The sequence below is a fragment of the Micromonospora sp. CPCC 205554 genome, assembly GCF_036902745.1.
GTDB lineage: Bacteria > Actinomycetota > Actinomycetes > Mycobacteriales > Micromonosporaceae > Micromonospora > Micromonospora tulbaghiae.
This window is the reverse complement of record NZ_JBAKHP010000021.1, coordinates 76,558-89,982: the sequence shown is the minus strand read 5'-3', so window position 1 is coordinate 89,982 and position 13,425 is coordinate 76,558. Positions and strand designations below refer to the sequence as shown.

The window sequence follows — 13,425 nt, the reverse complement described above, 5'->3', positions numbered from 1 at the left end:
CGTCCTGACATTCGTTCAATCCACCGGCACGCACCGGCTGTGACAGTGAGTCGACAGCGTCTGCGTTCCGGAGGACACCATGAGAGGCAAAGCCCCACTGGGCACCCGGATTCTGAGGGACACCCTGGACTGGGAGGCTCTGACCGGCGAGGAGATGATCGCCGCGCGCGAGAAGGCCAACCGCGTGGCGTCGTCTCGTGCCGCACGGATCATCACCGGCTTCCCGGACCGCCGCGCGCGCATCGAGGCGACCTCCATCGATCTGCCAGGTCGGCGCCTGACGCTGCGGGTACACCGACCGAAGGACACCGGCCGGAAGCTGCCGCTGGTCGTCTCGTTCCACGGCGGAGGTTTCTTCGCGGGTACCGCTGCGCAGAACGACTGGCTCAACAGCCGCCTCGCGGCCCGGTGCCCGGCGGTGGTCGTCTCGGTGGAGTACCGCCTCGCCCCGGAGCACCCGCTGCCCCAGCCGATCGACGACGGCTACGACACCGTCGTCCGGCTCGTCGACGACGCCGCGCAGTGGGGCATCGATCCCGCAGCCGTCGCGGTCATGGGCGAGAGCGCCGGCGGCACGATCGCCGGACTCGCCGCCTTGCGTGCCCGCAAGGACGGCCCACCGCTGCGTGCACAGGTGCTGATCTACCCGGGCACGGACTGGACGGCGAGCATGACCGAGTACCCCTCCGTCACGGAGAACGCCGACAACCCCACTCTGTCGGTGTCCCGGCTACGCGCGGCCCGCAAGGTGAGCGTGCCACCCACCCTCGACCCGCGCAGTGTGTCACCCGTCAAGTTCGACAACCTCGCCGGACTGCCACCGACACTGGTCGTCACAGCCGCACTGGACCCGCTGGCCGATCAGGGAAGCCGCTACCTCGAACGACTGCGCGAGGACGGCACCGACGCTCGCCTGACCTGCTACCCGAGGGCCACCCACACCTTCCTGAGCACTCCCGGTCTGGTGCCGGCCGCCCGGCCGGCGCGCCGCGAGATAGTCGCCTTCCTGCGCAGCCACCTCCATCCGGTGCCACGAAGCTGAGCCGTGTCGCCGTCGCGAGAGCTATGCGTCCCACCGATCGGCGTAGGGCAGGCCAAGCAGGCCGATGTGATCGAGCACGTCGCTCGACACTTCGTGCTCCCGCAGTGGAGCCGGCGCATGTCGGATCACCCACAGCGACAGCGCGGCGCCCCACGTGTCCTCGTTGTGCCAACTCGACCAGGGGAGCCTGTCGACCAGCAGGTCGTCCATCCACTCCTCCACGGCCGTGACCAGCCGTCGCCGGGCCACCGCATCGGCCAGCGACTCCGTCCAGACAGCCAACCAGGGGGTGAGCCTGCCGGTGATCTCGGCGATGAGTTCCAGGGCCTCGTGGGCGGGCACCTTCGCATCGGGCTCGACCAGGACGTGCAGCCACCATGCGTCCAGGAACCGCCGCAGGGCGTCGCGCTGCCCTTTGGGCCATTCCTGCCAGCGGGCGCTGGTGAACAAGTACCCGAGACTCTCCATCCCGGCCATGGGCATCACTCGGCCGGCCACGAGGCTCCTGGTCAGTTGGGGCAGGATCCGGCGTAGCAGCAGGCCGGGATAGCGCCAGTCCGTGGTCCAGTACGTGCGACGGAGCAGGTCTTCGTCGAGTGGCACGTCCGGCGTCTTCAGCAGTGCCAGTTCCTCCGCGCTGCCCCAGTGGCACTCGCAGTTGGACTCCTGCCGGTGCGCGGTCATGCCCTGGAACGTGGCGGCCACACCCGCCAGCGCCTCGTCCAGGAGGCCGCCCATCTCGGTCCGATCGGGGATCATGGCGAATCCGCCTTCGAGGACTCCGGAGGCGTACGCCTGCCGAAGAGAATGATCTTACGGGCAGTCTCAGGTGGCTGGTTCCTCGGAGTCGACGATGAGTTGCGGGTCGTTGACGGGTCTGAGGGGGACGAGCGGAGACCGGAGGAGCAGACCCATGGGCAAGTTGATCGTGACCGAGTTCCTGACCCTCGACGGGGTGGCACAGGCCCCCGGCGAGCCCGACGAGGACCGCGAGGGCGGCTTCAGCCACGGCGGATGGCAGATGCCGCTGCTCGACGACAAGTCGGGCGCGGTGATGTTCCAGCAGGCGAGCAGCATGGACGCGCTGCTGCTGGGCCGCAAGACGTACGACATCTTCGCCGGCTACTGGCCGAAGGCGCCCGCGGACATCCCCTTCACCGGCCTGCTCAACGGCGTGCCGAAGTACGTGGCCAGCCGTACGCTCGCCGAGCCGCTGACCTGGGAGAACTCGTCGCTGGTGTCCGGTGACCTCGCCGAGCGGGTCACCGAGATGAAGGGCCGCCACGACGAGGTCCACGTGATCGGCAGCCTGGACCTGGTGCAGTCGCTGCTGCGCCTCGGCCTGGTCGACCGGCTCAACCTGTGGCTGTACCCGGTGGTGCTCGGCACCGGCAAGCGGCTGTTCGGCGAGGGAACGGTGCCGAGCGCGCTGCGGCTCACCGAGTCGGTCACCCACGCCCACGGCACGCTGCAATTGACGTACGAGCCGGCCGGTGCGCCCGCCTACGGGGACGCGGCCGCGTAGGGCGCGCGGAGGTCGAGCACGTGCCGCAGGCCGGGCTGCCCGTCCAGATCCACCTCGCAGTCGGACACCGAGCCGTCGAGCACGAAGCCCGCACGGCGGAGCACCGCCAGTGAGGCCGGGTTCGCCGGCGCCGCCGAGGCGACCAGCCGGCGCAGGCCGTACTCGGTGCGGGCCAGTTCGCAGACGCGCCGTACGCCTTCTTGGGCGAGCCCGCGCCCGGCGGCGCGCTCGGCGACCCGGTAGCCCAGCTCGGCGCTGCCGTCTGCGACGTCGACCAGGTTGAACCGCCCGAGCACGGCGCCGTGGTCACCGACCAGCACGTGGAAGTGGCAGGTGCCGCGTTCCTGCTCGTCCAGCAGGGCCGCGTGCCGGGCGGCGTACCCGGTGAAGAAGTCGTCGCCCCGGTCGGGGACGTACCGGGCGAAGTACGTCCGGTTCTCCCGCTCGAACCGCAGCACGGCGGGCGCGTGGTGGGCGGCGAGTCGTTCCAGCTCCGGCATCGGACCAGGCTAGGCGTCGGCCGGATAGCAGCGCAGCTCGATTGTGTTGCCGTCCGGGTCACTGACGTAGATCGAGGTGCCGGTGCCGCGCGCCCCGAAGCGCGGGACCGGGCCGGTCAGCACGGTGAACACGCCGGAGTCGACCACCCGCTGCCAGTCGACCGGCTCGACCACCAGGCAGAAGTGGTCCACGTCGGACCCGGTCGGTTCGCCCTTGACCAGGTCGATGATGGTGCCGGCGTCGACGCGTACGGACGGGAAGGGCACCTCGCCGGCCCGCCACCTGTCGACCCGCACCGGGGCCAGGCCGAGTGTGCCGCAGTAGAAGCCGAGCGAGCGTTCGACGTCGCTCACCGCGAGCACGAGGTGGTCGAAACCGGTCACCGTCACGAGATCGTTGTGCATGCCGTCAACCCTGGTCCGGCACGCCACCGGGACCAAGCCCGATCCGGACTACGATCGTTGACCCGCAGGCAACGACGGAGGTGCTCCGGTGCTGGAGCGGTACGAGATCGAGACGTTCCTGACCCTGGCCGAGGAACTGCACTTCGGGCGGACCGCCGAGCGGCTGCGGGTGAGCACCGGCCGGGTCAGCCACGTGGTGCGCAAGCTGGAACGCCGCATCGGCGCGCCGCTGTTCGAGCGCACCAGCCGGGTCGTCCGGCTCACCCCGATCGGCGCCCGCCTGGCCGGGGAGATGCGCCCGCTGGTGGCCGGCATCGAGGAGGCGGTGCAGCGGGCCGTCGACGCCGGGCGCGGGCTCACCGGCGAGCTGCGGGTGGCGTACGTCGGTGAGTCGACTGCCCCGGTGCTGCTGCGGGCGGTCGCCCTGTTCACCGAGCGCCACCCGGACTGCGAGGTGCACGTGCACGAGGCACCACTGGCCAGCACCCGGTCCAGCCTGCTGGACGGCACCATCGACGTGCTGATCGCCTCGTACCCCTTCGACGGCATGGCGAACGGCCCGGTGCTGATGCGCGAGCGCCGGGTGCTCGCGGTGGCCGCGGGCCATCCGCTCGCGGCCGAGGAGTCGGTGTCGCTGGAGGTGCTCGGCGACCATCCGGTGGTGCGGTACCCGGCGGTGACCTCGACCGCGTTCAAGCAGGACCGCACGCCTGATCGCACCCCGTCCGGCCGCCCGGTGCCGAGGGGCCCGGTGGGCGGCAGCTTCTCCGAGATGCTGGCGCTCGTGGCGCTGGGGCGCGGGGTGCTGCCGGTGGGCGAGCAGACCCGCCGTTTCTACGCCCGCCCGGACCTGGCCTACGTGCCGATCCACGACGCGCCGCCGATCTGTCGCGGTCCGGTGTGGCCGGCCGGGAACACCACGTCCCGGGTACGCGAGTTCGTCCGCGCGGCTGCTGACGCCAACCCGCTCCCGCCGGACTGACGTCGTACCCGGGTGGCAGCATCGGCGGGATGCGGGACGAGATCCGGGCACTGGTCGAGGAACTGCCACCGGGCGACGAGCAGGAGGCACGGCACCGGGAGGCGGCGCTCGCCTGGCTGGCCGGCACGGAGGACATCTTCCGCCGGGCCAAGCCGCGTACGCCGTCGCCGCACCTGGTCGCGTACTTCCTGCTCCGCGACCCGGCCGACGGCGCGGTGCTGCTGGTCGACCACCGTCTCGCGGGCATGTGGCTGCCCAGCGGCGGTCACGTCGAGCCCGGCGAGCACCCGGCCGACACGGTGCGCCGCGAACTGCGGGAGGAACTGGGCGTGGCGGCGGTCTTCGCGCCGCCGTTCGGCGATCGTCCGGCGTTCCTCACCGTCACCGAGACGGTCGGCCCGCCGGAGCAGCGGCACACCGACGTCAGCCTCTGGTACGTGCTGTCCGCTCACCGCGGCCAGCGGTTGACGCCCGATCCGGTGGAGTTCGCGGGCATCCGCTGGTGGACGCCCGCCGAGGTGGCCGGGGCGCCGGCCGGCACGATCGAGCCGCATCTGGGCCGGATGCTGACCAAACTGGCGGCAGCGACGCCTTGACCCGTCCCCTGCGGCAAGGCCCAGCGTGGTCCGTGCCGGTCGCGGTGACCGGCACGAGGAGCGCGAGGGAGGACACGGTGCGACTGCTGACCATCGGCGCGTTCGCCCGCGCGACCGGCCTGAGCGCCAAGGCGTTGCGCATCTACGACGACTGCGGGCTGCTGCCCCCGGCCGCTGTGGACCCGCACTCGGGTTACCGCTACTACGCGCCGGAGCAGGCGGACCGGGCACGGCTGATCGCCGGGCTGCGCCGGGCCGGGATGCCGCTGGCCGAGATCCGTACCGTCTGCGGGCTGCCGCCCGCTGCCGCCGCCGAGGCGCTCGACGCCTGGTGGCGGCGGGTCAGCGCGGACACCGCGGCACGCGGCCGGGCCGTCGCGCTCCTCGTCGACAGGCTCAGCGAGAGGGGCACCACCATGTCCGAGACCACCTTCCGGTACGCGGCGCGCTGCGAGACCGGCACGGTCCGCGACTCCAACGAGGACACCGCGTACGCGAGCGCCACGCTGCTCGCGGTCGCCGACGGCGTACGCGGCCCGGCCGGGTCCACCGCCAGTGCGGAGGCGGTGGGCGCGCTGCGGCCGTTGGAGCAGGCGGACGCGCCGCAGGCCGATCTGCTCGCCGCGCTGGCCGACGCGGTGACCCGGGCCGACCAGGCGGTACGCGCGCACGCCACCGACGCCGACCAGCCCGCCACCACGCTCACCGCGCTCGTCCGACGCGGCACCCGGCTCGCGCTGGTGCACGTCGGGGACAGCCGGGCGTACCTGCTTCGCGGCGGCGAGCTGTCCCGCCTCACCCAGGACCACACGTACGTGCAGACGCTCGTCGACCAGGGGCGGCTCACGCCGGCCGAGGCCGGGGCACATCCGCAGCGGGCGCTGCTGGCCCGGGCGCTCGGCGCGGGTGCGGAGGTGGAGGCGGATCTGGCGCTGCGGACCGCGCTGCCCGGCGACCGCTATCTGCTCTGCTCCGACGGCCTCTCCGCCGTGGTGGAGCCGGGCGCGCTGCACGCCGCGCTGGCGGAGGCGGACGACCCGGAGAGCGCCGTCGAGCGCCTGGTCGAGCAGGCGTACGCGGCCGGCGCGCCGGACAACATCGCCTGCGTGGTGGCCGACCTGGCGGCGTGATCCCCCGCGACCCGGGCCGGGATGTCCGGCCCGGGTCGTACCCTGGCGATCATGCGAATCGGCATCGTGATCCTGCCCGACCAGCGTTGGTGGGAAGCGCGTCGGCGGTGGGCCCAGGTGGACGAGTGGGGCTTCGACCACGCCTGGACCTACGACCACCTGGGCTGGCGTGACCTGGTCGACGGGCCGTGGTTCGACTCGTGGACGACGCTGACCGCGGCGGCCGGCGTGACGTCCCGGGTGAAGCTCGGGACGCTCGTGGCGTCGCCGAACTTCCGGCACCCGGCGGCGTTCGCCAGGCAGGTGACCGCGCTCGACGACGTGTCGGACGGCCGGGTGCTGCTCGGCCTGGGTGCGGGCGGCATCGGCTTCGACTCGGCGGTGCTCGGCGGCGAGACGCTGCCGCCCCGGCAGCGCGTGGACCGGTTCGCCGAGTTCACCGAGCTGCTCGACCTGATTCTGCGGGAGGACGGCACGACCTGGCGCGGGGAGTGGTTCACCGCCGTGGACGCGCGTAACAACCCGGGTTGCGTCCAGCAGCCCCGGGTGCCGTTCGTGATGGCCGCGAACGGTCCCCGCTCGATGCGGCTGGTCGCCCGGTTCGGGCAGGGCTGGGTCACCACCGGGCTCGGCGGCGACGACATCGAGGCGTGGTGGGGCACGGTGGCGGAGCTGTCGGACCGGATGACCCGAACGCTGGAGCAGGCCGGCCGTGACCCGGCGACGCTCGACCGCTACCTGTCGCTCGACTCCGCGCCGGTGTTCTCGCTCACCAGCGCCGACTTCCTCGCCGAGCAGGTGGCCCGGGCGGCCCGGCTGGGCTTCACCGACGTGGTGACGCACTGGCCCCGGGCCAGCAGCTGGTACGCCGGTGACGAGGCGGTGCTGGTGGAGGCGGCGGCGCTGCTGCCGGAGCTGCGCCGGGCCGGCTAGGTGCCGATGCTGCCCTCGGTGGAGACCAGCCGGAACCGGAGGCAGACGATCCGGGTGTCGTCGGTGACCGGGGTGCCCTGCCGGTCCCAGTAGGCGCCGTGGCCCTCGCGCCACTCCTCGATCGACCGGTCGCCCTCGCCCTCGGCGCGGGCGAAGTCCCAGGGCACGTCGGCGAAGCGCACCACGTCGACGCCGGTGACCTCCACGACGCCGACGAACGCGTCGTTGTCGTCGACCAGGACCAGCCGCTCGCCGACGTACTCCAGTTCCTCGTTCTCGTCGTCGTACTCCTGGACCAGCCCGGCGGTGGCGGTCTTCACGCCGGAGAGCACGAGGGTGTTGAGCCGGGTGCGCAGCTCGCCGGGCGTGCCGAGGGCGAGTGCGCGCAATCCACCGATGCGGGGCCACATGCTGTCGACGCTACGGCACCGTACCGCCGTCGCTCATCCGGTTTGCCGGCGTCTCACGGCAACTCGTCGCCGGTGACCAGGGCGCGCAGCCTCAGCCGCTCGGCGACCGCGGGCGGGCAGGTCGCGACGAGCGCGGCGGCACCGATCAGGCCGGCCCCGGCGTCCCGGACGACCCGGCCCAGCGCGTCCAGTTGCGCGCCGGTGTCGACCCAGTCGTCGATCAGCAGCACCCGGTCGCCGGGGTTCAGCCGCCGGCCGTCCACGCCGACCCGCAGCCGCCGTCCCCGGTAGTCCGGGGGTGTCTGCGCCCAGCGCGTCGGTCCGACCCGGCGCCGCTCGCCGCCGTCCTTGTACGCGGGCAGGAAACCGGCTCCGGCGGCGACCGCGACGAGCGGGCCGAGCAGCAGCCCGGTCACCTCGGGGGCGATCACGACGGTCGGGCGGTCCTCGGGGAACAGCCCGGCCAGTGCCGGGCCGACCTGGGCCAGCACCTCGGGGTCGCGCCACCAGCCGGAGATGTCGCTGACCAGGTGGGTGCTGCCCGGACCGGGGTCGATCCACCGGAACAGTTCGACCAGGCGACGACTCAGCACGGTTTCCATCCTGGCGGATCGGTGGGCCGTTCGGCCGATCGACGGTGGCGTGATCGGCTACACGTACCAGGGTAAATGCGGGCATAGCACCATGATCACGTTGACTTCGGAAGTGCTTCTCTCGTTACGGTCCGGGCCGGTTTGTTCAGTTGACGAAAGGACCGGGCCGGTGGCTGCTAGGCACCTTCGTACCCGCAAGTTCTCCTCGCCCGCCGCCATCGCCGCGACCGCGGCGGTCGGTGTGGCGCTCGCGGTCGGCGGTACCGTCGGCGCCGTGCGGCTCACCTCCGCCGAGCCGCCCGCCGCACCGGTCGCGGTCGAGACGCTGCCCAGCACGCCCGCCCCCACGTCGGCCGCCCCCTCGCCGAGCGCGTCGGCCTCGCCGAGCGCGAGCCTCAGCCCGTCGCCGAAGGCCACAGCGAGCCCGAAGGCGAGCCGCACCCAGGCGGCCTCCCGGAGCAAGGCGCGGACCGCCTCCCCGTCCCCGACGGCGAAGAAGACGAGCAGCCCGAAGGTCGTGGACAGCGGCTCCTGCGGCGCGTCCTTCTACGCCGAGGGCCAGATGACGGCGAACGGCGAGACGTTCAACCCGAACGCGCTCACCGCGGCGCACAAGACGCTGCCGTTCAACACGAAGGTCCGGGTCACCAACCCGGACAACGGCAAGTCCGTGGTGGTGCGGATCAACGACCGTGGCCCGTTCATCGAGGGCCGGTGCCTGGACCTGTCCCGCGCCGCGTTCGCGACCATCGCCGCCACGAGCCTCGGCCACGTGGACGTCCGGTACGAGGTGCTCGGCTGACCGGCCAGTCGGGCAGAACTTCCACGACCGACGGGCCAGGTTCATTCTCCCGTTCACGTCCATCAGGCATGCTGTCCGATGTACGCACGCAATCCTTCCAGCCGGGCCGAGGCCCGCTGAGTCCCGGATCCCGCGCCGGCCTCGGCGCGGCCCTCGCGCTGCTCGCGATCGTGGTCGCGGTGGAGCTGGCGGACGGCCGACCTGCGCACTACCTCGCGCTGATGGTCGTCGCGCCGTTCCTCGCGGCGGCGCTGGCGTCGTGGCGGGTGGTGCTCGCGGTCGGCGGCCTGGCCACCGCCATCGGGATCGGCTTCGCGGTCGCCGAACGGGGTAGCCCGCTGGTGACTGTGGTCAACGTGACGGCTGTCGGGGCGGCCACCGCGATCGCGGCCGCCACGGCGGCGATACGCCAGCGTCAGGCGGACCGGATCGCGGAGCTGTCCCGGCTCGCCTCGGTCGCCCAGCAGGCGGTGCTGCGACCGCTCGGCCCCCAGGTCGGCACGCTCGCGGTGGCCGCCCGCTACATCTCCTCCACCGCCACTGCCGAGATCGGCGGCGACCTGTACGAGGTGATGGACACCCCGTACGGCGTGCGCATGATCATCGGGGACGTGCGGGGCAAGGGGCTGGACGCGGTCCGCCTGGCCAGCATCGTGCTCGGCTCCTACCGGCACGTCGCGTACGAGCGGGCCGACCTGCGCGCGGTGGTGACCGACCTGGACCGCGCGGTGGCCCGCAACGTCGGTGACGAGGACTTCGTCACCGCGGCCCTGGTCGAGGAGCGCGGCGGCACGCTCACCATCGTCAACTGCGGGCACCCGTCACCGCTGCTGCTGCGCCGGGGCGCGGTGATCCCGCTGGAGCCGCCCGCGCCCGCGCCACCACTCGGCTTCATGCCCGTGGTGCGGCCCCGGGTGGAGCGGCTGGAACCGGGCGACCGGCTGCTGCTGTTCACCGACGGGCTGGGCGAGGCGCGCCGGGACGGCGAGTTCTTCCCCACCGCCGACCGGGCCTGGCGGCTGCTCGGCCACGGCACCGTCGGGGACGGGCTGGCCTCGCTGGAGACCGCCCTGGTCGAGTGGGTGCACGGCCGGCTCGACGACGACATCGCGCTGGTCCTGATGGAGTACGTCGGCCCGCGCAGCACCACCGCCTCCCCGGTCCCGAGCTGGGAGGTCGGCGCCGCCGACGGGTGAACGGGAAGTGTGTAATCGCTGTCACTTCCGAGATCGGCTTGTCGTTGCCTACCGGTGAGTAATACAGTCTGGAGTTACTGATCGGTAACACCTGTCCGGGAAGCGGGGCCAGCGAGCATGACCCACTACAAGAGCAACGTGCGGGACCTCGAGTTCAACCTGTTCGAGGTCTTCGGGGCGGACCGGACGTTCGGCCAGGCGCCGTACACGGACCTGGACGTCGACACCGCCCGCAGCTTCCTCTCCGAGGTCGACCGCCTCGCCCGCGAGGACCTGGCCGCCAGCTACTCGGACAGCGACCGCAACCCGCCGGTCTTCGACCCGGCGACGCACACCGCGCCGCTGCCGGAGTCGTTCAAGAAGTCGTACAAGGCGTTCATGGACTCCGAGTTCTGGCGCCTGGACCTGCCGGAGGCTCTGGGCGGCACCAACGCCCCGCGCGCCCTCTGGTGGTCGCTCGCCGAGCTGGTGCTCGGCGCCAACGCCCCGGTCTGGATGTACGCCTCCGGCCCGTCCTTCGCCCACGTGCTGCACGTCGAGGGCACCGAGGAGCAGAAGAAGTGGGCCCGGCTGTTCATCGACAAGCAGTGGGGCTCGACCATGGTCCTCACCGAGCCGGACGCCGGCTCCGACGTGGGCGCCGGCCGTACCCGTGCGATCCAGCAGCCGGACGGCTCCTGGCACATCGAGGGCGTGAAGCGCTTCATCACCTCCGGTGAGCACGACCTGAGCGACAACATCGTCCACTACGTGCTGGCCCGTCCGGTCGGCGTCGAGGGCGTCGGCGGCCCGGGCACCAAGGGCCTGTCGTTGTTCGTCGTGCCGAAGTACCACTTCGACGCCGAGACCGGCGAGCTGGGCGAGCGCAACGGCGTCTACGCCACCAACGTCGAGCACAAGATGGGCCTGAAGGTCTCGAACACCTGCGAGGTGACCTTCGGCGAGCACGGCGTACCGGCCAAGGGCTGGCTGCTGGGCGAGAAGCACGACGGCATCCGCCAGATGTTCATGATCATCGAGTACGCCCGGATGATGGTCGGCACCAAGGCGATCGCCACGCTCTCCACCGGCTACCTCAACGCGCTGGAGTACGCCAAGAACCGGGTGCAGGGCGCCGACCTCACCCAGATGGCCGACAAGACCGCCCCGCGGGTGACCATCACCCACCACCCGGACGTGCGCCGCTCGCTGCTGCTGCAGAAGTCGTACGCCGAGGGCCTGCGCGCGCTCGTCTGCTACACCGCGAGCTGGCAGGACAAGGTCGCGATCGCCGAGGCGGCCGGTGACGAGAAGGCCACCAAGCTGGCGAAGCGGGTCAACGACCTGCTCCTGCCGCTGGTCAAGGGCGTCGGTTCGGAGCGGGCGTACGAGCTGCTCGGTCACGAGGCGCTCCAGACCTACGGCGGTTCCGGCTTCCTCCAGGACTACCCGCTGGAGCAGTACGTCCGGGACGCCAAGATCGACACCCTGTACGAGGGCACCACCGCGATCCAGAGCCTCGACCTGATCTTCCGGAAGATCGTCCGGGACAACGGCAAGGCCCTGATGGCGGTCGCCGCCGAGATCCAGGAGCACATCGCCTCCGAGGCCGGCAACGGCCAGCTCAAGGAGGAGCGTCAGGCGCTCGGCAAGGCGCTCGCCGAGATCCAGAACATCCTCGGCGTGATGACCGGATGGCTGGGCGAGGCCCAGGCCGGCGACACCCGCGCGCTCTACAAGGTCGGCCTGAGCAGCCGCCGGTTCCTGCTGGCGATCGGTGACCTGGTGGTCGGCTGGCTGCTGCAGAAGCAGGCGGACGTGGCGCTGAAGGCGCTGGCCGGCGAGGTCTCCGCCGCCGACAAGTCCTTCTACACCGGCAAGGTCGCCGCGGCCCGGTTCTTCGCCCGCGAGGTTCTGCCCCGCATCGGCGCCGACCGCCGGATCATCGAGGGCACCGACCTGGAGATCATGGACCTCCCGGAGGAGGCCTTCTGAGCCCTTCCGGGGGCTTTCACCCCTGAGACGTCACTCTCCCCCTCATGACGACGGCCGGCGGGCACCAGCCCGCCGGCCGTCGTCGTGCGTGTGCCCGGGGTGGATAGGCGGCCCGGTGGCGGGTAACCGTCGCGGACCACGACCGGAGCACGCCCAAGGCCATCGCACGGGGGAGTGCAGCGCACATGGGCATTGGTAGCGCCATCTTTCTCATCGCGCTCGGCGCGATCATGACCTTCGCCATCCGGGCCAACGTCTGGTGGATCGACCTGCGCGCGGTCGGCTGGGTGTTCATCCTGGCCGGGCTGGGCGTCCTGCTCACCACGCTGTGGTTCTGGCAGGACCGCCGCAAGCGGGCCCGCACGCTCATCGTGGAGGAGAACCGGCTCTCGCATCCGACCGCGATGATGCCGCCGCCGCCCGACCCGCCGCCGCCGACGGCCCCGCCGTCCTGACGCCGCGTCTCAGCGGCCGATCCGGTCCAGTTCGGCGAGGTCGTCGCCGGAGAGGGCCAGGCCGGCGCCGGCCACGTTCTCGCGCAGGTGCGCGACGGACTTGGTGCCGGGGATCAGCAGGATGTTCGGCGAGCGCCGCAGCAGCCAGGCCAGGGCGACGCCCATCGGCGTCGCCCCCAGGCGTTCGGCCACCGCCGACAGTGCCGAGGACTGCAACGGGGTGAAGCCGCCGAGCGGGAAGAACGGCACGTAGGCGACACCCTGCCGGGCCAGCTCGTCGATCAGGTCGTCGTCGCCGCGGTGGGCCAGGTTGTAGCGGTTCTGTACGCAGACGATCGGCGCGATCGACCGCGCCTCGGCGACCTGTTCCGGCGTCACGTTGCTCAGGCCCAGGTGGCGGATCAGGCCCTCCTGCTGGAGCGCGGCGAGCGTCTCCAGCGCCTCGGCGAGCGACCCGGGCTGCGGGCCCGTGGCGTCGCCCAGCCGCAGGTTGACCAGGCCGAGCGCGTCCACGCCCAGCGTCTCCAGGTTCTCCCGGACCTGCCGGCGCAGGCTCTCCGGATCCCGGGCCGTGGGCCAGCCGCCCTGCTCGTCCCGGTCCGCGCCGACCTTGGTGACGACGTGCAGCGAGTCCGGGTACGGGTGCAGCGCCTCCCGGATCAGCCGGTTGGTGACGAACGGCCCGTACGCCGCGCTGGTGTCGATGTGGGTGATGCCGAGCGGGACCGCCTCGCGCAGCACCGCGAGGGCGCCCTCGTGGTCGGCCGGTGGTCCCATGACCCCGGGGCCGGCGAGCTGCATCGCGCCGTAGCCGAACCGGGTGACGGTCAGGTCGCCCAGCGTCCAGGTGCCGCCGGGAAGTGTGGTGCGGGCCATGCGTGT

Annotated in this window: 16 protein-coding genes; 10 read left to right on the top strand and 6 right to left on the bottom strand. The window is 72.2% G+C overall.

All coding sequences use genetic code 11. The annotated features are described in order from the left end of the window. Window positions 1-79 precede the first annotated feature (79 nt). Window positions 80-1,042 carry an alpha/beta hydrolase gene (locus V6U82_RS22960; RefSeq protein WP_334464381.1) on the top strand — a complete coding sequence of 321 codons (963 nt, stop codon included), beginning with the start codon at window positions 80-82 and terminating at the stop codon, window positions 1,040-1,042. Between the two features lie 21 nt (window positions 1,043-1,063). On the opposite strand, the gene V6U82_RS22955 is transcribed toward V6U82_RS22960, so the two are convergent. Continuing rightward, on the bottom strand, window positions 1,064-1,801 hold the full coding sequence (locus V6U82_RS22955; RefSeq protein WP_334464379.1) for a hypothetical protein: 738 nt from the start codon (window positions 1,799-1,801) through the stop codon (window positions 1,064-1,066). Window positions 1,802-1,955: 154 nt separating this feature from the next. Here V6U82_RS22955 and V6U82_RS22950 point away from each other — a divergent pair, with 154 nt between their 5' ends. Continuing rightward, window positions 1,956-2,567: a dihydrofolate reductase family protein gene (locus V6U82_RS22950; RefSeq protein ID WP_334464378.1), complete on the top strand. Its 612-nt coding sequence runs from the start codon at window positions 1,956-1,958 to the stop codon at window positions 2,565-2,567. Here the strand turns inward: V6U82_RS22950 and V6U82_RS22945 are convergent. Both V6U82_RS22945 and V6U82_RS22940 read right to left on the bottom strand, forming a co-directional pair. Next, window positions 2,546-3,067 (bottom strand): GNAT family N-acetyltransferase, encoded by a 522-nt coding sequence (locus tag V6U82_RS22945; protein WP_334464376.1) that lies wholly within the window; start codon window positions 3,065-3,067, stop codon window positions 2,546-2,548. The two genes, V6U82_RS22950 and V6U82_RS22945, sit on opposite strands and share 22 nt — an antisense overlap. 9 nt (window positions 3,068-3,076) lie before the next feature. After that, on the bottom strand, window positions 3,077-3,472 hold the full coding sequence (locus tag V6U82_RS22940; protein ID WP_334464374.1) for a VOC family protein: 396 nt from the start codon (window positions 3,470-3,472) through the stop codon (window positions 3,077-3,079). 88 nt (window positions 3,473-3,560) lie between these two features. On the opposite strand from V6U82_RS22940, the gene V6U82_RS22935 reads away from it, so the two are divergent. The 4 genes from V6U82_RS22935 to V6U82_RS22920 all read left to right on the top strand — a co-directional run bounded on the left by V6U82_RS22935 (window position 3,561) and on the right by V6U82_RS22920 (window position 7,113). Next, window positions 3,561-4,454, top strand: coding sequence for a LysR family transcriptional regulator (locus V6U82_RS22935; RefSeq protein ID WP_334464372.1), 894 nt, complete (start codon window positions 3,561-3,563; stop codon window positions 4,452-4,454). 29 nt (window positions 4,455-4,483) lie between these two features. Next, window positions 4,484-5,050: an NUDIX hydrolase gene (locus tag V6U82_RS22930; protein WP_334464370.1), complete on the top strand. Its 567-nt coding sequence runs from the start codon at window positions 4,484-4,486 to the stop codon at window positions 5,048-5,050. Window positions 5,051-5,127: 77 nt separating this feature from the next. Then, window positions 5,128-6,180, top strand: a complete 1,053-nt coding sequence (locus V6U82_RS22925; RefSeq protein ID WP_334464368.1) for a MerR family transcriptional regulator — start codon at window positions 5,128-5,130, stop codon at window positions 6,178-6,180. 21 nt (window positions 6,181-6,201) lie between these two features. After that, window positions 6,202-7,113 (top strand): LLM class flavin-dependent oxidoreductase, encoded by a 912-nt coding sequence (locus V6U82_RS22920; RefSeq protein WP_128137468.1) that lies wholly within the window; start codon window positions 6,202-6,204, stop codon window positions 7,111-7,113. Here V6U82_RS22920 and V6U82_RS22915 read toward each other — a convergent pair. Next, window positions 7,110-7,523, bottom strand: coding sequence for an ASCH domain-containing protein (locus V6U82_RS22915; protein WP_334464365.1), 414 nt, complete (start codon window positions 7,521-7,523; stop codon window positions 7,110-7,112). The two genes, V6U82_RS22920 and V6U82_RS22915, sit on opposite strands and share 4 nt — an antisense overlap. Window positions 7,524-7,576: 53 nt before the next feature. After that, a complete protein-coding gene (locus V6U82_RS22910) occupies window positions 7,577-8,125 on the bottom strand; it encodes a phosphoribosyltransferase (protein ID WP_334464363.1) in 549 nt (182 codons plus the stop codon). A 160-nt stretch (window positions 8,126-8,285) separates the two neighbouring features. On the opposite strand from V6U82_RS22910, the gene V6U82_RS22905 reads away from it, so the two are divergent. The 4 genes from V6U82_RS22905 to V6U82_RS22890 all read left to right on the top strand — a co-directional run bounded on the left by V6U82_RS22905 (window position 8,286) and on the right by V6U82_RS22890 (window position 12,543). Continuing rightward, window positions 8,286-8,918, top strand: a complete 633-nt coding sequence (locus V6U82_RS22905; RefSeq protein ID WP_334464361.1) for a septal ring lytic transglycosylase RlpA family protein — start codon at window positions 8,286-8,288, stop codon at window positions 8,916-8,918. 68 nt (window positions 8,919-8,986) lie between these two features. Continuing rightward, window positions 8,987-10,114 (top strand): PP2C family protein-serine/threonine phosphatase, encoded by a 1,128-nt coding sequence (locus tag V6U82_RS22900; RefSeq protein WP_128137471.1) that lies wholly within the window; start codon window positions 8,987-8,989, stop codon window positions 10,112-10,114. Window positions 10,115-10,231: 117 nt separating this feature from the next. Continuing rightward, window positions 10,232-12,088, top strand: coding sequence for an acyl-CoA dehydrogenase (locus V6U82_RS22895; protein WP_334464358.1), 1,857 nt, complete (start codon window positions 10,232-10,234; stop codon window positions 12,086-12,088). A gap of 185 nt (window positions 12,089-12,273) precedes the next feature. After that, a complete protein-coding gene (locus V6U82_RS22890) occupies window positions 12,274-12,543 on the top strand; it encodes a DUF6458 family protein (RefSeq protein WP_013283345.1) in 270 nt (89 codons plus the stop codon). Window positions 12,544-12,552: 9 nt separating this feature from the next. Here V6U82_RS22890 and V6U82_RS22885 read toward each other — a convergent pair whose 3' ends face one another. Continuing rightward, entirely contained in the window at window positions 12,553-13,419 is an 867-nt protein-coding gene (locus tag V6U82_RS22885) for an aldo/keto reductase family oxidoreductase (RefSeq protein WP_334464354.1), read from the bottom strand. Between the last annotated feature and the right edge of the window lie 6 nt (window positions 13,420-13,425).